10 protein-coding genes are annotated in these 20,836 nt (G+C 34.0%); 3 read left to right on the plus strand and 7 right to left on the minus strand.

Features of this window, described 5'->3' with window-relative positions:
• Positions 1 to 68 precede the first annotated feature (68 nt).
• The 3 genes from H0S70_RS07910 (at position 69) to H0S70_RS07920 (ending at position 1,969) form a co-directional block, all read left to right on the plus strand.
• On the plus strand, positions 69 to 206 hold the full coding sequence (locus H0S70_RS07910; RefSeq protein WP_158212062.1) for a hypothetical protein: 138 nt from the start codon (positions 69 to 71) through the stop codon (positions 204 to 206).
• Positions 207 to 395: 189 nt separating this feature from the next.
• Complete coding sequence (locus H0S70_RS07915) at positions 396 to 1,040, plus strand: MarR family winged helix-turn-helix transcriptional regulator (protein ID WP_188320419.1); 645 nt, start codon at positions 396 to 398, stop codon at positions 1,038 to 1,040.
• 26 nt (positions 1,041 to 1,066) lie between these two features.
• A complete protein-coding gene (locus H0S70_RS07920) occupies positions 1,067 to 1,969 on the plus strand; it encodes a TIGR01777 family oxidoreductase (protein ID WP_188320420.1) in 903 nt (300 codons plus the stop codon).
• A 656-nt stretch (positions 1,970 to 2,625) separates the two neighbouring features.
• Here H0S70_RS07920 and H0S70_RS07925 read toward each other — a convergent pair.
• From H0S70_RS07925 to mads5, 7 genes are all read right to left on the minus strand, one after another.
• Positions 2,626 to 4,569: a hypothetical protein gene (locus H0S70_RS07925; RefSeq protein WP_188320421.1), complete on the minus strand. Its 1,944-nt coding sequence runs from the start codon at positions 4,567 to 4,569 to the stop codon at positions 2,626 to 2,628.
• Positions 4,570 to 4,624: 55 nt separating this feature from the next.
• Complete coding sequence (locus H0S70_RS07930) at positions 4,625 to 7,225, minus strand: KAP family P-loop NTPase fold protein (protein ID WP_188320422.1); 2,601 nt, start codon at positions 7,223 to 7,225, stop codon at positions 4,625 to 4,627.
• Between the two features lie 122 nt (positions 7,226 to 7,347).
• Positions 7,348 to 8,022 (minus strand): PP2C family protein-serine/threonine phosphatase, encoded by a 675-nt coding sequence (locus H0S70_RS07935; protein ID WP_188320423.1) that lies wholly within the window; start codon positions 8,020 to 8,022, stop codon positions 7,348 to 7,350.
• A 14-nt stretch (positions 8,023 to 8,036) separates the two neighbouring features.
• Positions 8,037 to 13,439, minus strand: a complete 5,403-nt coding sequence (gene mads8 / locus H0S70_RS07940) for a methylation-associated defense system ATP-binding protein MAD8 (protein WP_188320424.1) — start codon at positions 13,437 to 13,439, stop codon at positions 8,037 to 8,039.
• Positions 13,440 to 13,449: 10 nt separating this feature from the next.
• On the minus strand, positions 13,450 to 15,006 hold the full coding sequence (gene mads7 / locus H0S70_RS07945) for a methylation-associated defense system protein MAD7 (protein ID WP_188320425.1): 1,557 nt from the start codon (positions 15,004 to 15,006) through the stop codon (positions 13,450 to 13,452).
• A 2-nt stretch (positions 15,007 to 15,008) separates the two neighbouring features.
• Positions 15,009 to 19,481 carry a methylation-associated defense system protein kinase MAD6 gene (gene mads6 / locus H0S70_RS07950; protein WP_188320426.1) on the minus strand — a complete coding sequence of 1,491 codons (4,473 nt, stop codon included), beginning with the start codon at positions 19,479 to 19,481 and terminating at the stop codon, positions 15,009 to 15,011.
• Positions 19,469 to 20,836 (minus strand): methylation-associated defense system restriction endonuclease subunit S MAD5, encoded by a 1,368-nt coding sequence (gene mads5, locus H0S70_RS07955; RefSeq protein ID WP_188320427.1) that lies wholly within the window; start codon positions 20,834 to 20,836, stop codon positions 19,469 to 19,471. The genes mads6 and mads5 overlap by 13 nt, the downstream gene beginning before the upstream one ends.

The raw sequence follows: 20,836 nt of genomic DNA on the forward strand, positions 1-20,836 counted from the left end.
TTGTCCAAATATATACTTTTATTTTTATATTTGTAAAATATTTTACCAATTAATAATTCACTTATAAAATGAAAACAGAAGTTTTTACAAAAGGCAGCATTATAGAAGCTTATTCTGATTATATTTTACCGTATGGCGAGCGTCCAAAAAGTATTTACCAATTTACTGAAGATTTGAACACCACTGAGCAAGAATTTTATAAATAACATGGATTAAGTCATCGGCGAAATCCAACACCTGGTTGTTAAGCCTTCCCGTTTAGAGAAAGTCGGATTTTTAAACCTAGAAAATACACGGATGAATTACGGATTAGTTACGTATTTTGTACCGGAAAAAATTGCGAAATTGTCTTATGCAAAACCACATTCGCAACCTCAATTTTTAATCTCTTAATAATGAATACCAATTTTTTTATCAATTTACTTTTAGAAGTTCAAGAATTTGAAAATTCCGGACGTTCTAAAAACGATTCCACCATTGAGGATTTTCGTAATTTTTTAAATGATAAGCATTATAAAAGTCAAAGCCCACGATTTATCTCGGAGAGTGAGCACAAGAAGGTCAACGATTTAGAGAATGAAATTGCCAAGCAAGTGATCCTGCTGTCTCGTTTTACAAAGCAAATGATTCGTAGAGGACTGCAAGATTTTCCGGAATTATACAACGAAGAGTTCACCTACCTCTATAGAATTATGGACGAACCTTTGCTAACCAAAATGCAACTGGTAGAAAAGAATGCCCATGAAAAACAGACAGGAATGGAAATCATCAGAAGATTAGTGAAAAACAATCTGCTGGAGGAAATTCCGGACAGCAAAGATAAGCGGGTAACCCGATTGAAAATTTCCGAACTTGGCAAAAAGTATTTTGATCAATCCGTTGAATCTGTAAGCATCACTTCCAGAGTTTTATCTGCAAAATTAGATACTGAAGAAAAGGATAATTTACTTAAAACTTTAAAAAAATTAAACGAATTTCACTTTAATGTCTATCACCAATACAAGGGTTCTGATATTAAGGAAATTAATAATTTAATCTAAATCCCATCAACATTAAAAAAATTAAAATGAAAAAAATTTTAATCACGGGAGCTAGCGGAATGGTAGGGAAAAAATTGTATTCTGCGCTTAAGGAAAGAGGTTATACTGCACATTGCGTGGTGAGGAAAAAACAAAACATTTTCGAAAATGAATTTGTCTGGGACTACGAAAATGACTATTTGGAAGAAGGTGCCTTGGAAGGTATTCACAGCATCATCCACTTAACAGGCGCAACAATTGCTAAACGGTGGACTACCGCATACAAGAAGGAAATTATCAGTTCGCGCGTGGATTCTGCCCTATTTTTAGAGAAAAAAGTTAAAGAAAAAAACATTAAACTACAGTCATTTATTTCGGCTTCAGGAATTAATTATTACGGTGACTGGAATGATGAAAAAGCTGCTACGGAAAATGATGAGCCACAAAAAAAAGATTTTCTTACGGAAGTTTGTCGTTTGTGGGAAGATTCCGCAAACCGCTTCGAAGCAATTTCGGAAAGAATTGTAAAACTTAGAATTTCTCCTGTAATTTCCGCCCATGGTGGATTTCTGGAACCTTTAAAAAAATTAAGCAATCTTCATCTTGCTTCACCAGTTGGTAGTGGTAAGCAATATTTTCCGTGGATCCATGTGGACGATTTGGTGGGTATGTTATTATTTGCTCTTGAAAATGAAAACATGAATGGTTCCTTCAACGCCTGTGCAGACGAAGTTCCCACAAATGCACAATTGATGAAAACTTTAGCGAAATCAATGGATAAAAATTACATTCCAATGGCTGTTCCTGGCGTAATTTTGAAACTTACCATGGGTGAAATGAGCGAAATGATTCTAAACGGAGTAAATGCCAGCAACCAAAAAATTAAATCAAAAAGTTTTATTTTTAAATATAATGCGCTTGATGACGCGTTGAAAAATGTGATAAATTAGGCATCACCTTTAGAAAAATATTTATCCCTAATTTTTTTTGATCAAAAAAAATTCTGTAAACGATTTTGAAAAAAAAAAAAAACGCTGTAAACCAATAGCTTACAGCGTTTTTATGATTATTGTTAATCGGTTTTAATCGATGGTTATTTTACTTCTTCGAAAATGAACATATATAGTAGTCAATTAGTTACAATCTTTATGGTACAAATATGATTGATAAAAATAGGTCAAAAATTTTGCAATTTGTGAAGTAACACACTAAATATCATCCGTTTATGAGCAAAAATTATGATATTTTTTCTTTTTATCTAAAAACGCGATTTTGTTCAATAAAAACGGGTGTTCAATGATATTGAACATGATAAAATATTGAACATTTATTACTTTTTGGAATGGCTGGTTTCACAATGCGAGCTGATTGTTGGTTCTGTCCAGTAGAAAGTTCCTTTCATGAAATTACTTTATCCTTTTTAGTTTGTTTATTTTTTAGTAGCATATCCGAATGTTTCTCGACAAAAATTTTGGTTTCTTGCAGAGTCTTTCTCAAAAGAAACAATTTGCTAATAGAAACCACCACATTTCATTCGCCATTCCTGTCTATAAAATTGGTAACACTATATACTTAAAATGAAAAGAAATTCTATAAATGGTTTTTATCAAAGCTGTTCTTTAGATTTTCGATGAGAAACAAGTATTGATTTCGCAATCATAAGATCATCTTCAATTTTAAGTATTAATAATACCAGCAGCTTAAGCAAAATCTTATAATCATTTTCTTGCTCTTCTATTTCATGACTATTTGTTGCATGTACATATTTGTTCCTTAACCAAAGACCATTGCTAAACTTATTATTTAAATAATAATTAAAATAATCCTGCTCAGCTTCAGTAAATAATTTGTCAGTAAATCTTACCATATTTTCATCTTTCATTTTGTCTATTTCACTTCGCAGATTTTTGGGCAGATACCAATAACTAATAACATCATATTTGTGAAAATAACCTACTAATAATAATAAATCCGTATTAACCAACGACAAATGACCTTCTTCATCAGTCATTAAATATTTTTTATCTATAAAATACTGAATATAAGTTCTTTTATAACCTACGTATTCATCAATTTTGATTTTTTTAGAAAGAATCAAATTGTAAAAATTAGAATATGTCTTGCCAAATCTACCATAATCAAACAGAGGACTCATGTTATTGAAAAAATTATATCGTAAAACATCGTGCTCGTTCCCAATGGGATAAACATATTTCTTTTCTAACAAAGATGGGATTTTTTCAAAACCCGAAGTCTTCGTACTAACCTGCATAAGATCGTAATCAACAGTATCGTCCTCCACATACAATTTATATTGTTCGAGCAATGATTCAAATTCTGGAACAATTAAGCGTATTTTTTCCAATACTGTACTGTCGGAGCTTGGTAGATGTAATTTTAAATAGTCAATATTGAAAGCTTTGTTCAAGTAATCATTCGCAAAAAATTCAAAAATATCTTCCAACTTAACATTGATTGAATCTAGAAAATATTTGTAAATCTCAAAATTCATTCGTCCATCGGTTGATTTCGATCCAAAAGCCCAAGATGCTAAAAATTCATTTTTTGATCTCATAAAAGTTGTCTCGAAAGAATCGATTTCGTGACTTCTGGAAACTAAGTCAATGCATCCTTGAAAATCAAAAAAACCAAAAATTTTTCTAAAATTTAGAACTAATGTTTTTGGATCAGTATTTTCTAATAATCTCTTTTTACTGTATGAAATAATTTCTTGATCATCTCTAACAATGATCTTCTTTACTTCTTTTTGATCTTCTGAAAGAGCAACCCCTTTTTTTATGACAATTGCATTTTCGCTGTGCAATAATTCATCATTAATTTGATCTGCAAGCTTTTTTGCTTTTAATTTTACCTTATCACCAATCTTTAATGAATCTGAATCCTTGCTTTTTACAATTAATCGCAAATAATTTAGATTAGACCCTTCACTTTCAACATATCTCTCAATTAAATTTTCCTTATCTTTCAAGGATAGAGATTTTGGAAAATATTTGGTTTGTTGTTCTCTATCATGCTTTTTTTCGTAATAATCGAGTATGATTTCTGCATGGGTTACATTTTTACAAAGAAAATCCTTTATTTCTTCATCAAAGAGAGAAACAATTTTGTTACAAAATAATACATGACGAATATTGAATTTTTGTTTAGTAAGAAGTTCTTGTAAGTCTCTTTTTGAAATAGTTTTGTAGGAATCAAATCTATTTATTAGTAACCAAAAAGTTTTGGTGTAATCATAATCGATGTCATCGAAGTTTGCAAGTATTTTGGTCGAAGTCAACTGATGAAAGAACAAACTAATTGACCTTTTAAAATTCTTTGCAATTGCACGATAATATTCAATTTCGTGTGGATTCCAATCATTATGAACAAATTCATTATCAAGATATTGACCGATATGATTTAACTCGATTATATCATTAAAAGTATCAAATTCCTGTTCATATTTTTTCGCTTTAAAAAAATCGTTGATTTTATTCATCATTGAATGATGAGCCAAATCTTCTTTTGAAAAAAATACAATTCTTCTCATGTAATTCATTGAATCAATTAGTAGAGCACCAATATTTCTTGTAAATATTTTATTTCTATTCGATGACCTTTTTCAAAAATTCATAATCATAGTCAATCGCACCCCAATTCGCATTTTTGGATTTTGTGTAGTAGTCCTTAAATTCTTTAATAAAGGAATTGTCTTCGTCAAGTTTGTTTAAGAACTCACGCTCGAAAGTATCAAAGTCATCAAACAAATCTTCTACAGCACCTCTTCTAAAATGTGATTCGTAACCGTAATCATTGTACATTATTAAACTTTTCAAAAAAGGAATAACATTTTCTGTTTTCTCTAAACTATCAATTATTAAATCGTTTGATTTTTCAAAAGGTATTTTCGCTCCATCTGCTTCCATTTTTTGACAAATAAAATAAAGTGACCAAAATTCATTTGAAAACAAAACACCTGTTTCAAGCTCACTCATCAAATAGTTTTCCAGCAAATCATTGATTTCTCCATTAGAAAGAGGAAATCTTTCTGGGTCATCGGTAGTTCTTCGAAGATTCCTTTTCCGTAACTCACTTAGCAAATTCGCATAGAGGTTCAAAGGTGGTTTTGCTGAAGAAAAAAGTTCTTTAAAAAATTGCTTAGCAGTATATTCCGTTCTAAAAACAACTGGGAACAATTTAGTTCCAAACATTTTTGATACAAATTGATTCCAATCTATCGTATTATTATGGAAATTTAGACAAAGAAAAATTGCCCGTAAAGTACTTTCATACTCTCTCTGAGAATGAAAATCCCACTTATTATTTAGAGCTTTACCAAGATCAGCAAGTTTGCCTTCATTTTCCCAAGTCATTAATTGCTTTTCCAAATCTTCTAAATCCAGTGCTAAGAATCTAGCAAATTCGTCTTCAGAAATATTATTCGCAAAAATTGTGTGTGCAAAATACCTTTCAAACTTGTTTACGTACTTGACTCCCAATTTATCTTCTTCGTCAGTTTTACTAGAAAACTCAAGAGATAAATTTCCATCGACGTTTTCTCGCGGAAATAAACGTGAAACCAAATCTAGAATTTTGTGCTTTTCAATAGCACTGAAATTGTTGCTACTAATGTATTCTTCCAAATAAGAATCAAAAACTGATTCGATTTTTTCGACAATTATTTTTTGTTGACCGAAATTATTTCTGCGGTTTTGTAAGAATGTCGAAAACTGAATCTCCTTGGCTTTCACTTTATCAAACGGAGCAAAACAGTAACAATAATGACTTTTATTTATTAAGAAGATTTCGTGCTGTCTTGTATAAATCAAATTGTAAAGGAAAGGATGCTTCAACTTCAAAATTTCAAGATGCACTAAGTCGTAAAAATTAACTTCTCGATAAATCTCATTATAATTAATTGCAATAGAATTTACTACTTTTTTTATTTCTCGAAAATTCCTTAACCAATAAATGAACAGATCATTTTCTTCAAAACCTAAATCAAAAACAAAAGGATCTAATTGATACTTATTTTGAAAAAAATCAATTTTATAATGAAATCTTTGAGGAATTTCGCTTCTTAGAAGTCTAATGAAGTAATTTCGAAGTATTGATTTATCAAAATATGGCATCGATAATTCAACATTTACAATCTTATCTAAGAATTTTATTGCCATGTCACCGCTATCTTCCTTTATGCTATTGTTAATGTAATTTCGGTCGTACGCCAGCAAAAAAAATGTATTTTGAAAATTTGCTGTTTTTCTTATCAACTTCAAAAGTTCAAATATTTCTTCTTTATCTAATCGATCAACATCATCTATAAAGATTACAATTTTTTTATTAATGATGCCAATTTTTTCATTTATAGAATTGAAAATAGAATTAAGGCTTTGTTTTCGAAAGAATATGTTTCGAATTAATCTGAAAAAAGTAAAACCATCCCCATTATCCAAGAGTTCCTCACTGTAATTGCTAATTTCGTCAGAGAGATCTTGTCCGATTGCTTCTGAAAACGAATTAAAAAAGTCTTTCACCAAAACTTTTTTATCATATCCCATCCAAGGATTAAAATCAAAAAAGATTAGATCTTCGTCCTTCAATTGATTTTTCAAAAGATTGAAAACTGAACTTTTTCCATCACCCCATTCTCCATTCAAACCGATTGTGAATGATGTTGCAAACTTATTTTCTAAAACAACTTTCTTGATTTTTTCAGCGGAAATTCTTAACAATCCTTCTAATTGGTCATCTTTATCTTTTGATATTGGACTGTCATCGAGAACGGAATTCTTCTGTGTCACAATCTCCTCCTCACTAACAAAAAATTTCAGATACTGACCAAAGTGTAAAAGAACAATCGCAAAAACAACATCAAAATATGCTAAATTATCTGAAATTCGAAATTTTATAAATTCGAAAAAATCATTAAAAAACCTTTCATAGATATAAAATGAAATAAATAAAAGTAAGAAAAACGTGATCGTTTTATTAGGGATTGCAAATGCGCAGTTATTAACTGCAATACAACTATACAATACCAAAGCTACTAATACAATGAAATCTAGCAAGTAACTAGAGTTTACAAATTCTAATTTTTTATTAACAAAGAGACCAAGAAAATTAATCTCAAAAAAATTTGAGAAAGCAATTATTATTATGAACCCTAAACTTAAAAAAAATAGGTTTCGAATCCAATTTATCACATTCATATTTTTCAATGGATTTTCTCTCAACTAACTATAATATTCATTTTCTTAGACTGTTACTATAGACATTGGCAACTTTAGGCGAAATACATCCCCAAGAACATTTCTATTTCAAATAATCAAAAAATATTTATCAAACTAAAATTATCCACAGCATATTCCGCAAGATATTCCTCGATTTTTTCCATCCCATTCACTTCTGAAAACAAAAGTTTCAAATGCTCTAAAGTCATCACATTATGCACCCCATCTGAACAAATGACAAAAGAATCACCCTTTGAAAAACTCTCAATTTCAAAAATATCAGGAGCACTTTTCTCCCGTTTTCCAGAAATTGATCTTGTTACTATATGCCCGTATTTTTTTTGAATTTCAGTTGATTTTCGTAAATCTTCTTCAAACATTTCATTAATAAAAGAATGGCTCGTTGATTCCCAAGCTAATTTTTCTTTTTTCAAATAAAAGATTTTAACGTCACCGATCCAGAAACAATAAGCAATTTCATCAAAGATCAAGACACCTCCGACTGTCGCTCCGGATTTTATTTCATTCTCATCATTGAACTGTTTTATGGACAAATTTGCTTTCTTAAAGGCATTTAAAATAGCTTGCTTATTAAGTTCTACGACAGACCTTAAATGAGTTGCAATGTTTTCTGAAACTAGTTTTGCTGCGATTTCTCCTTTTTGATATCCACCCATTCCATCAACCACGAGATAAAGAATGCTGTTCTGATTAAATTCTTCAATCAAAATTACATCTTCGTTATTCTCACGAGTTCCAATTCCTGTCAAAGACAAATGTTTCATTAATTTCCTGTTGCTTGTTTAGTTGCACCACCGTGTTTTGTCACTCGTGGTCTTGTTGATATTTTCACTGGCTTTAATGTCAAACTATGATCATTGGCTTTGGTCGCCCAAAGAAATGCTTCACCAGGTTTTAAGATACTCATATCAGCTGGAGTAAGACCATTCAATTGAATCACAGATTTTTGTATATGCTTTAACCACTGTGGGGAATTAAATTTATGCAATAAAACCATACTGCTTAATTCAATGATTTCATTAGGCAAACTTGGTGGATCTTGGCTTGCTATCATTATTGAAACTCCTTTGTGGCGCATTTCTCTAATTGCTGTTACAATACTTCCTGTAAGATCCTTGTTGTCCATATATTTATGGGCTTCATCAAATACGATAAACTTATTGAAATGCTTGCCTTTAAATTCGCGAACTCCTGAGAATATATTTAACATTATTACAAAAAGTCCCAGCGCTTCATCCTTCACGATAAATTCGTCCCGAAGATCGACAATTACCAGTTTGCCAGGTTCCAAGACAGAACTCAATGAAAATTCATCATCAATATATTCCTGTGCAAAATTGAGTTTCTGTTTTGCCAACTGCTTCTGTGTATTTGAAAGCAAATCAGAAGTTTCAACACTTTCCCTAATCGCACTCATTGTAATATTTCTACGATGTTCTTTCATTATGTATTTCAACTGCTTGATATAAGAAGAATCATTGCCGACCGCACCCAACAAAAACAACCAATCCTGCACATTCAGTTCCTGTGAATTGAATTTTAAAGGCAATACTTCAATTGAAGGAAACTCTTCTCTTCTTTCACTAACTTTATCAAAAGGGGTAAGGATTACCACTTTATCTAACGATTGCGGTTCTGCGCCATACTGTAACCTTAATTTTTCAACTTCTGAAACGTTGTCATTGGCATTTATCATCGAAGTAAATTCAGGCTCATAATCCATACTTTCGCTGTAATGAAAAATTACTCCTGCCAAAGGCGCAGGCAATTTATTTACATTTTTGAATTGCTTTAAAACCATTTCTGAAATTGAACCTATGGTATAACTCTTTCCACCTCCCTGAACTCCGAACAAACTGATGGTATTGGTATCTGAAAGGTCTAACGCTATCGTTTTGTTTTGCAAAGTTTTTCCTAAGATACCATATTGTTGACTTTCACTTGCTTTACCGACCAGAATATCAAAATTCAAGTCCACAAAGTCTCCGGAAGCATTTTCAAAAACTTCATCTTCAACTGTGTTTTCAGATTCTAAATCATCATCCTGTTCATCTTTGTTTCTTTCTGTAATATTTTCGCCATCATTAGTGGATTGATTTTCTTCTTCCGTTTTAATGTGATTTTCGGTTTCGTTAAAAGTATTTTCGGTTATAGGTTTTTCTTCCTGCGGTTTCAGTTTAGACTTAAACTGCTGAACAAAGGGTTCCAGTTTGTCTTTTGTTTCAAAAGCTTTTTCAAATTCCTTTGTAAACTCTGCATCTTCCAATCTTCTCGTATTCAGGTCAGAATCAGGATCAAGAATTTCTGCAATGAGTTTTTCTCCGAAAGTGAACAGCACCGTTTCCTCGTCTAATGTTTCTTTTAAATGCTTCTGATCAAAAGAAAAATCAAAAATAAATCCAACACGATTAAATTTAAATGAGAATCCTTCATCCAATTTCTGAATAAAATCCCAATAGGTGTTGTAGGCATTTTCAGAAATATATTTATAACGATATGCCCTTTCAATATAGAACCCTAATAAAGATTTCAGTTCCTTATTCTTAATATCACGGTCGAGACGGTCTTCTGAAGTATAATTATTCGGATCGTAATGCTGTCTCAATGCCAATATGGTATTGTTGATCTGATCCATAATTTTCATCTTTAAATCTTCCCGCTCAGCAATACCAAGTGACTTACGGCATTTGATTTCCAAAACAGAAACTTTTATCGTCTTTGTGTCCTTATCCATTGATATAAAAAGATTATCTGCTCTGCTTTTTGAGTTGGAATCCAGATTATCAAATAAATTTTGGTGCAAATCAATAGGAACCAAAAATGCGTTTTCCAAGAGACCTTTCTTTTCCAAAACCCTTTTTGCAAATGCAGAGCCTATGACTTCAAAGGCCTTGTTTTTAGAAGAGTTCAATTGCATCACTAAAGAACTACTAATGGCTCTCAAATCTTCCAACAAAACCTGCAAGGCTTTTTGACCATTTTCCGTAGCAATGTCAATTCCAAAATCCTGAAAATGTGGACCTAAAATCCCAACAATTTCGCTTGAAGGTTTCGTTGTTAAGTAAGATGAAACACCTGTCATTTCCTCACCGGGAATGTAATCCAAAAGAAATGGGATTTTACCATCATCCGAAGGCATATCAAAGATCTGCGGTCCCAAATTCTTATCAAATGTAATTACCCAATCCGAGAATTCGTGTAAGTGTGAGAGTAGAACACGATCTCTATCATTGAGATTCAGGTTCACAGCCGGAACTGCATCTGTTTTGTGTGAAGCCAATGCACCTGCTGTATAAGATTGATAAGTGGTATAGAAACTATTGAGTGGCTTGTCCTTTTCCTTACCAAAATCTATAAAAGAATACCAAGAAATATTACTTCCGTTTTTACCTTCTTCCACTTCGATGGCATTATCTAAAATCAGTCCATTCAAATAATCGACCTTATATTCGCGATATGGTTTGTGGAGTGTAATATCCGACGCAAAAGGATTTACCAAAAAACTTAAATGAGAATCATATTTTGCAGGATTCTGAATATAATCTTCAATTTTATTAATGGAGTATCTTAATTTAGGGAACAGACGATTTTTAGAAGGTTGTGAAAATAATTCTGCTTCTTCCGTAATCTGGGTTTCAGGATTAATCAGTTCTTTTAGAGCCAGCCCATTTTCAATTAAAGAATCTTCACCTACGAAAATGCAGATTTCAAATTTGGTATCCACGTACTCTTTTATTTTGCTTACGTGAACCAACGCATCGGCAAAAATTTCACCATCGCCAACGTTAAAAAGATTAATAATCAGTTTGTCTGTGTAAGGGTGTTGAATGAGAAAGTTCTTCATACTTTTCACTACCACAGACCTGCTCACATCATTGTTGACCAAGTTCGAATACGAAATATTCAGCAGTGTTCTGAAATAGTATTTTACCTGATGAGTCATTGGAACCAAAGTGTCTTTTTTATCCCGCAATTCAGAGTTGAGATAAATTCCCCAACCAAAGGATAAATCGCCCAAATAATCAAAATTTAAGTAATTATTTGAATCAACTATAACATACGGATTGTTCTGCGGTGTCAGTTTACCCAAGAAAATTGTTTCAAGGGTTCCCCAGTCCTTAATGTGGCTGTTATAACTTAGAGTTTTATGATGCCAATCCTCAAAAAGATCCATCAAATTAAGGAACCAGGCCAAGCGTAAAGGATGTAAAGGCGACATTAAAACCGCAGAAACAGCCTGACCATTTGGAAGTTTAGTTTTCAGTTTTACCATATCCAAATACTGCACCGCCGAAAACATCATTTTCAGTTCTTCATTGCCTTGATCACCTTCTGCAGGATTATTGATCTGATCATACATATCTCTCAACCAGTTCTGGTATTCGAAAATATAATTTTCGATCAGATCTTTATAAGCAAAAAGGTTTACTGTTTCCAGAATGCCATTCTCTTTTTCTGTGGAGGATTTTATTGCAGAAAATAACTGCGAACGCAGTTCAATTAATTTGAGAGGTGCAATATCTGTCAAAGCACTTCTCTCCAAAAAGCAATTCTGCAAACCTGTGGCCGTCGAGTTATTGCTTAAAGAAGCGCTTACATATCCCAGAGTTTCCGGCGCAGAAAGAAATTCATTTTCGATTAACCTTAATTTGCTGGAAATAATTACCTGATAATTGTGGCGCGGAGAGTAATTGATATGAAAGGTTGAATTTAATTTTGGTTTTGTGTCATTCAGCCAAATGTTTGACGTATCACTTGCTTCAGGAATTGCAATAGGTTCGTTGTTTCTTAATTTTTCAATGTTGAATTTGAAAAACGCCTGCAAAACATTGTTGAGTTTATCTTTACGGGTATTCTCTTCCTTTTCGGCGTTTTCCTCCACCACATATCGAAAATCTTCAGAATCACTTGTTAACTTGCGATTTATTTCAAATTTTGATTCACGTGTTTTTCCTTGGTTTTTCCAATGTTCTTGTATTTCGTGATCTAAGAAGTCATCATTATTATTTAGAATATTGCCACTTTCATCTTCTGCAATTACCTTAAGAAAATAAGAACCCTCTTCCATAGAATTTGAATTCAGTTCAATTGTGGCTTCGCGATAGATTTTACTAGAATCTGTATTAGGGGCTTTCCTTAAGACATTAATCTCCTGTCCTGCTCCTCCATCAACAGCCATAAGTATTACCTTGAAAAATCGTAATTTATCAAGATTTTTAGGTTCTGGAGAAGTCGTATAACGAACTATAACTTTTGCATTAGTGGAAACATTACCTTTCAAGACCTTGATTCCATCTTCGTTGACAAAATCAGTTGATCTTATTTCAAGTATTTGCAATTTAATGTCCTTAAAATCAAGGTTTGGAATTTGCCAGTTGTTGAACCAAAGATTAGGATATTTTTCTGCAGCCACATTTACCAACGTAAAAGCACAAGTTATTTGGGTTTCATTCTTGAAAAGTGTGATAAAATCTTTTTGAAGTGTATCTTTTTCAATTTTCAACTCTTCAACCCGATCGTAAAGCGGTCTGTTGAAAGCACATAAAAGATTGGTGCTTTCCAGATTCAGATTTAGTCTTGAGCGAAACAATTTTTCCTCTGTTAGCAAATCTGTGTCAGGAAACAACGAAAGCAAATTCAAGTGCTTCCCAATAGATTCATTACTGTAATCTTCCTGTTCAATTGCCAAAAGATAATCGATGACATTGCTTTGTTTCAGTTCATTGACTTTGATTATTGCAAAAATTTGATCAATATAATTGTTGTGAAGCGGTGGAATTTTATCCTTTAAGCGTCTTTTCAATTCGGTTTCTACCGGTTCCAAAGAAATTTCTTTAAAGGTTGCGTTACCATAGGAATCTTCGGCTGCAGTTCTGTTATTAGAAGGAATAAGCACCAAAAGCGGTTTGCGCTGCTGGTTACGGTATTCGATCAGTTTTGTTGCAGAAATATATGGTGATTCTGAACTCGCCTCATTAATGATAAATGTGTCCAGATTTTCGAATTCCACAGAAAGTGCTTCCCAAAGCATCATCATTTCATCATTACCCATTCCTGTAATTTTCATACAATGACCAGGTTTTGCCTGCTCCAACTCCTCACGGTAGAGTTCAACAATCAGGTTGATAATATATTCGTAATACAGTGATATATTTTTAACTTCCATATACAAGCGGTTATTTTAGTGAGTAACGAGGTCTGATTTTCTGTAAGATATAGGCATCACTTAAATCGTTGTAGAAACCAATCTGTCTTAATTTCAGTTTGAATGCCTCCACATTTTCTTTAAAAGCAATATTGGTATGCAGATCTGCATCTTTAAAGCGTTCTTCATTTTGACCATTGATAATTAAACCGTAACGTTCACGCAGGTTTTCCATCAATTCTTCAATGGATAAACTTCGGGTAACGAATTTATCTTCTTCACGATCCAAAACCTGTATCTGCACTAAAGTTTCCAATAGACGGGTTCCTAAAACGTATCTACGCGGGTGTTTACGACTTCTACCCTGGGCAAGGAAACCGCGCTCACTATTCTTTTGGCAAACAGAATCAATAAACTGCAAATGATATTTGTATTGATAAGGTCCTTTTTCCTTCACTAATATTTCCACATATTTATCAAAATACGTTTCTTCATATTTTACTTTTTCTTCGAGTAGCGATTTGTCTGCATCATCCTGCTGATTAAAGATAATATCCCAAAATGCCTTGAACAAAGTCTCGTGTTCAGAAATGTTATTTTTCAAAATATGCAATGCTTTCGGAACTGAAGCCGAATCCGATTTATCTAAATTTAGTTTGCTTATGATTGTATTGATTTTAAAACTGGCTTTAATATACTTGTAAATTGAATTGTATGTTCTCTCTGCATCTGCAATTGCGAGTGAAGAAATTTTACTTTCGAAATTGTCCGTAACATCTAAAACCACTGCCCAATCATCATAAACATTCACAGAACCTTCCTCAATCATTTTAGGTAAAAGAGCGATCAACTTATTGATATACAAAGCCAAATGAAAAGAAGTTATAGTTTTAAGGTATTCGATAAGAACTCCTCTAGGAATTTCATTTTTATACACTAAAAGTTTTCGCACATCTTCACAATACTTATTACTCTGCTCTTCCAGCAAAGGTCTTATCTTATTTAGAGAAGTATTACTTTCCAAGAATCCAGGTGAAATGCTTTTCATCAAATGCAGAATACCCAAACTGTCTACATCCAAACGGTTTCCGCTTAAAAGTTGATTGGTTGTAGAATCGTAACCGTCCGCCAAAAAATTAATTAAGTTTTCCTTCACCTTCGGATCACTAGAAAGCATTAAATACACCTGATCTGCCGAAAAATAATCTCTTGTTTTCTGCGCATTTCTTACTCTGTAACTTTGTAAATGAATCGGCTTGAGGGAAGAAATTTCTTCCTTATCTGTATTTCCTCTGTTTACCAGATTTACAAGGTTAGTTCGCATCCACAATTCAGCGGCGTCCATATTTTCTTTGAAGCCCTCCAATTCGCCATCTTCTTCAAGTTTTGCTAAAATCATCTTTAATTTTTCAAGATTTATAAAGACATTTTCTCCACGACGAGTCCTTTGTGAAGGTCTAATACCAGAATGTTTTAGGAGCATAAATAAATTCACGAAAGTATAGTCGATGTTAATCTGTTTAGCATCCACGGTAAATATCAGTTCGTTTCTGAAAACACTTTCGTCTTTGTTGAGTTTTATGGGCATAATCAGTAGGCGAGTTTTTTTATTACAATTTTGTTGGAGTTATCTTTTTTCACCGAGAAAAATTCTTTATTGTCCGGCGTAACCACAATTTCATTGTAGTTCAAGTTTTCTAGTAGATTTTTGAAAACCAAGAGTTCAATAAATTTCCCTTTCATATCATTCAGTGAAGGACTGAAGCCTTTGTGAATGAAATACAACATTTCGTAAAGATCCAGGGAAATGGTCAAGGCAATATGCTTGTGGTCTCTGTTGCGGAATGTTAAACTGTCGGATTCATATTCCAAATATTTGGTTAGGTGATCTGTTTTGTTCACCATCAGTTCAAATTCGGAAAGCGGAAACAGTTTGAATGATTTTCCTTTATGGTCTTTCACTTCGGTAGAAGAAATTACCAAATTCTTCATATCCAGCGTTTTGTTGTTGCACCCTTCATTTAAAGATATGGCGCGAGAAATACTCTGCATAATGGATTCATTCAATTTATCAGCGCGTAGAATATTTACAAACTCAAATACAGATTTGTAAGGGATTCGCAACAGATAAGCCGGTTTATTAACTTTAGTTACCTCTCCATCTTCATTCTCAATTTCAACTACTTCTGTAACCAAATTGAAAAACTTGGCTTCAAAATATTGGTGGCGTATAAAAGATTTGTGCTTTTCCCTTATTTCATAAATCATCTGATCATCCAATTCGTGGGCAGGAATAAAGGATTTATTTTCATTGAAAATATCCAATAAATTGGCTTCACGGTCTGCAAATTCCAGATAATCTTTCTCCTGATGGTTCGTAAAGAACAGTTCCCTATCGAGGTTAGGCACTGCAACTTCGCCAATATCGGTTTCCTGCAATAGTTTTATCAGCCTGTCGTTGCTTAATTCTTGATCAACATTCGGGTTGGTGATATTGAAATAGTAGAACTGCCAATAATTTGAAGGGAAAGCATCTTTTACCGCATCTAAACCTTTAACATCTTCACAGGAATAATCTCTTGTCAGCATATAAGCGATAAAGGAACGCAGATCCCTCATTGTAATGTGCAATTCTCTCTTCAAACTTACGGTGCGAAGCAACCATTCCATTCGGGTAATGACTTCGTTTCCGGAAGCACTGTCGTTGAAACTTTCAACATTGTATTTTATGAAGCAGTCTTTTGCCAGTTCGCAACTGTCGCAACTTTTCCAAAGTTCTTTTTTGGTTAACTGTTTTATCTGCTGACGGAACAAACTGCCGTCCTCACCATTTTCTGCCACCACAGAACGAAGGTTCAGGTTGATAATCATCAAACCGGCAGGCAAAGTATAATGCCCTTGTTTATCGAAATATTTATCAATAACATCCGCCAGATTTTTATGTTTTTTCGAAGTTTCAAAAAACTCAACCAAACGTCCTTCGTTAATGGCGATAATTCTGCCTTCTTTGGCCTGATCATAATTCGATAAGCCTTCAAAAGGTTCAAAGAATTTCTCCAGCACTTCGTTGTTTACACTTTCTGCTTCATCCTGCGAACCGTCGTAGTTGCTTTCATACTGCACGTTGCCAATTTTGAAGCGTGCTCCATTTTGGTGCTCAAAATGCTGAACATCCTTTACATAAGGATTTTTCTCAATTTTCTTAATGAAAGCCGTTTTACCGTCGCCTGCATTTCCTGTGATAATTAGTAATTTGTAGGTTCCGTCCACAATTGCAGGAATGAGTTTCTTATCCAGTTTGGTTTCGGTATAAGTGGCTTCATCCAGATTTTGAGTTGAAGATCCTGCACTGACTCTTGTTCCGAAATTTCCGTATTTGGATTGGCTGTAAAGGGAATTTATATAATCTACAATATTGGCACCCTCTACATCAATTTTGTGGGCTTTAATTTTGTCTTTATTATCTTCAAAAACCTTTTTCAATGCAGAATGAACCCGATCTATGTTTCCGGCTGTAAAAGTTTTTGCACCTCCGGTCCAGAAATTTTCATTGATAATATCTTCGTTGTCCACACGAAGTATCAGTTTAATCGGTTTATCCAACTGTGGTTTGTAGGATTCAATTTTTGATTTTAACTCAGATAAAACTTTATCCACCGATTCTGACAGATTAACATACTTGGTTTGCCGATTATATAATTTGATATCGTAAGTTCCCTGACGAATGAAAATCTGAGTATGATACAGTCTGTTGGTGGTTGGAAGACCATCATCAGAGCCGGAATAATCCTCCAAAATGTTATCCTCAATTTCCAATAATGCTTTCTGCATTTCCAAAGCGTTTTTGAAACGGACATTTTTATCCGTTGCAATGGCTTTCAAAAGGAAATCTGCAAATGCTCTTGAAATTTTTGGTTCAAAAGTTTTGGGATCATTTGGAACTTCGCTTTCTCTTGCTACTTTTTTCGGATGCCACGGATAATGTTTGCAAGCCAATTCGTAAAGCGTAACACCTAAGGCAAAGACATCGGCGGATTTATCCCAATGCACCTGATAATTTTCGTGGATAAGATCCGGCGCCAAATACGGATTGGTGCCTACAAAATCTTTATTCTGCGTATTGCTGGATGCCACATTAAAGTCGATCAGCACAAAACGCTCGCCTTTGTCCCAAATAATATTCTGCGGTTTTATGTCGCGGTGCATTATTGGTTTTTCCTTGCTTTGCATTTCTACCAACGCATTCAGCATATGTTTGCCCAACTGCAACACTTTATTCAGCGGAAGTTTGGCATCGGTCTTTGTATAGTTGCTTAAATTTTCACCATCAAGAAATTCCATTACAGTGAAGAACTGTCCGTTGGAAGCCTCATCATTCCAGACAAATTTTACAATATTTGGGTGGTGCAGATTTTTCAGGGCTTCGTATTCGTCTTTTACCGAATTGAAGTTCACACTTTCGTTGAAAAGTTTCATCGTAAAGTATTTGTCCTGAATACGGTGTTTTACCTTGAACACTTTGGAATAACCGCCTTTCCCCAAAACCTTATGTATGGTGTAAGCACCAATACTGTCGCCTTCTTTCAGTTCTTCGAAAGTGGGAACAGCAGGAATTGCAACGGGTTTTGGATCTGCAGGTTTTATATTTTCGGAATGGCTCTGAATGGAAGAATTAATCAATTCCTGAAGTTCTTCCATCGTTTGCAGACGCTGTTGGTCATCTGTGAGGATGGTTTTCAGGCAGACTTCATCCAGCCATTTCGGAAGGTTAGGGTTTACCTTTGATGGCAACAGATTTTGCGGAATTTTACCTCCCATTTTGTCTAAAGCGTAAGGCGACGAAAATGGTTCTTTCTCCGTGAACAGCCAATAAATGAGTACGCCTAAAGAATAAATATCGGAAGACGCATTGGCATCATTCACAGTCAATTCCAAAGGGTGATAGGCGGTTGCATTGGTTTGGTTAATGGTTGGCATAACGGTGTAACCTTCTTCATTGTGATCGAGGAAATACGATTTTCCGAAATTTCCCAAATACGCGTAACCGCTTGCCAGATAAATATTTTCCGGATTGACATCTCTGTGGAAAATGCCTTTTTGGTGCGCCTCGCGCAAAGCCACCATCACATTTTCAATAATCTGAATTTTTTCTTTGAAGGTAAAAGTTTTGTGCCTCGCTTCGGAACGCAGAGAATTTTCGTCCATAAAATCTGAAATCTCGTAAAACAGGTGGTTTTCGTTATCTACCATAAATTCTACATTCAGAATGAAGGGCTTATTCTTCAGGTTTTTCAGTGCGTTGTATTGGTTTTTTATTTGATCTTCGCGCGTTCTTAATTCTTCCGGCGACATCCCCGAAACCTGCAATGCATATTCCTTTATCCTACGTCGAACCGGCGTGTTGCCTTCTTCTTTTACCAAGTACTCCGTAAAATTGGTTTCCTGTTGAAGGATTTCCACAATTTCGTAACCCTGCACTTCGCGTTTTTCTTCGGGAGATTTTTTGCTTTGCTGTCCTGTAAGGAATTTTACGATATCGTGCTGAATATCTCGAATGGCATTTTCGTCTTTGCCCACCTTTTCCGGAGACAGAATAAAATCCAAAAGACGCTCATTTAAACTGAAAGTCAGTTTATAGGCATCGGAAGAAATTACCGGCGTATAAATATTGTCGTAAGAAAGCGTAAGCATATTCTGCACCCACGCTTTGCCCCAGGTTGGATTGTTTTCTTTGAGTTTGGAAGCCAAAACGGCGGTTTTTTGACGGCCGGTTTTCAGCGGATTGCTCATTTGGCGGTCGTTGAGATACCAATAGTTGTCGTCGCCTTCAATACGGCCTTTCCAGTCTTTGTTTTCGATGTTGAAAACCGCGTGCGGTGTTACCACAATAACGTCGTATTCCCAATACTGTGTGCGGAAATTTTTGGGATTGGTGGAGGCGATTTCTACATTGGGAATAAGAAAGTAATGGTCGGGAAGATTGACTTCCAGAAAATCCAGCAGTTTTTTTTCGCCGGCGTTTACTACCTGTTCGAAATACGGAGGTTTTATTATTGTTGCCATTGGTCGATTTCTTTTTCTATGAGGTCGATTGCTTGGTTTTCTAATTCAGTTGATTGGTCAAGATTAGAAATATATTTTTCAGTTCTTTTTTCAATTTCAGATTGTAAACGTTCTTCCAGAATTGGCATTTCGATATTACCAATTAAGTCTTCATTCAAAGTGATAATTACTGAACCAAAAGACGAACTTTCCATTGTTTTTAATCCATATTTTGTTTTTAAGAAAGTGAATACATACAATGGAGAAATTTTTTCAGGGTTCACAACTAATCTTAATGCGTGCTCTGAAATTACTGTGCCCTGCAAATCTTTTCCAACAATAACTGTATTACCAACAGTTCCTGAACGGGAAATTAAAATATCGTAAAGACTAACTTTCATATTTTCAATTCCCTGTGTTGAAGTGCTTATTTTTTTTGAATTTCTTTTGGGATTAAACAGCATCATATCTGACGAAGAAAGAAACGGAATACCGTTCTCAACATAATTTCTTTTTCCTCTTCCACCAACAAAAATATTGCAAGCAACTTGAGCGAGTTTTGTATATTCAAGATTATTCTTTTTCTCTTTGTCTAAAGCATTCCAACCTAACTGATACTGACTGTCAAATCTTTTGTGGAAACCATAAATTTTATTTGAAGAAATTTTACCCACTTGAAATGAATGGGTTACTTTACTTTCGCCAATTTCTTTCTCAAAAATCACCACCGCTTCTTTCAACAATTTATTGGCTTCCACGCGCAGTCGTGCGGCATCTGCAATAAGGTTGTGGATTTTTTGTTGGGTTTCTTCGGGAAGAATGGGGATTGGTAATTTTGCCAATGCCTTTGCTTCAATCCTAGGAACAACAGATCCGTAAACGAAAGATTGAATATAACTATACGCAGTTTTGGAAGATAAAAAAGCATACAAATAACCATATTTCATTTTTGTATTATCTGCATTAACTCTAATAATATCTTGAGAACCAATTACATCTTCTAAATCTTCGGTAATTAATTTGACATTCCCAACAGTTCCAGCACAACTAACTAAAATTTGATTTTTAGTCAATTTCATTTCGTCTTGGCGTGGTGTATATTTTTTTGAAATATTTTTAGCAATGTCAAGTGGATTTGAAGTCATCATTTGTTGTGCTGTAATGTAGGGGACACCTCGCTCTACATTTTCAACAAAAACTCTAACGAAAATGGGGCAGGAAAAAATGTCTTCTGCCATAGTTCCTAAATCAGTAAATTTTAAACCATTTCTTTTAGCCTTTTCAAACCGCATCTTTCCAAAATTCATATGAAAATTAGGCTTCAGGATAAAAGAGTTATCGTTTATAATTGTAGATTTTACAGTAGTAATTTCCAT

The organism is Chryseobacterium manosquense (assembly GCF_014623485.1).
In the GTDB taxonomy this organism is placed as follows: Bacteria; Bacteroidota; Bacteroidia; order Flavobacteriales; family Weeksellaceae; genus Kaistella; species Kaistella haifensis.

Coding starts and splice junctions, on each gene's coding strand:
- H0S70_RS07910 (WP_158212062.1), top strand. CDS start 69: ATGAAAACAGAAGTTTTTACAAAAGGCAGCATTATAGAAGCTTATTCT.
- mads6 (WP_188320426.1), bottom strand. CDS start 19,481: ATGGCAACAATAATAAAACCTCCGTATTTCGAACAGGTAGTAAACGCC.
- H0S70_RS07915 (WP_188320419.1), top strand. CDS start 396: ATGAATACCAATTTTTTTATCAATTTACTTTTAGAAGTTCAAGAATTT.
- H0S70_RS07925 (WP_188320421.1), bottom strand. CDS start 4,569: ATGAGAAGAATTGTATTTTTTTCAAAAGAAGATTTGGCTCATCATTCA.
- mads5 (WP_188320427.1), bottom strand. CDS start 20,836: ATGGAAATTACTACTGTAAAATCTACAATTATAAACGATAACTCTTTT.
- mads8 (WP_188320424.1), bottom strand. CDS start 13,439: ATGGAAGTTAAAAATATATCACTGTATTACGAATATATTATCAACCTG.
- H0S70_RS07920 (WP_188320420.1), top strand. CDS start 1,067: ATGAAAAAAATTTTAATCACGGGAGCTAGCGGAATGGTAGGGAAAAAA.
- mads7 (WP_188320425.1), bottom strand. CDS start 15,006: ATGCCCATAAAACTCAACAAAGACGAAAGTGTTTTCAGAAACGAACTG.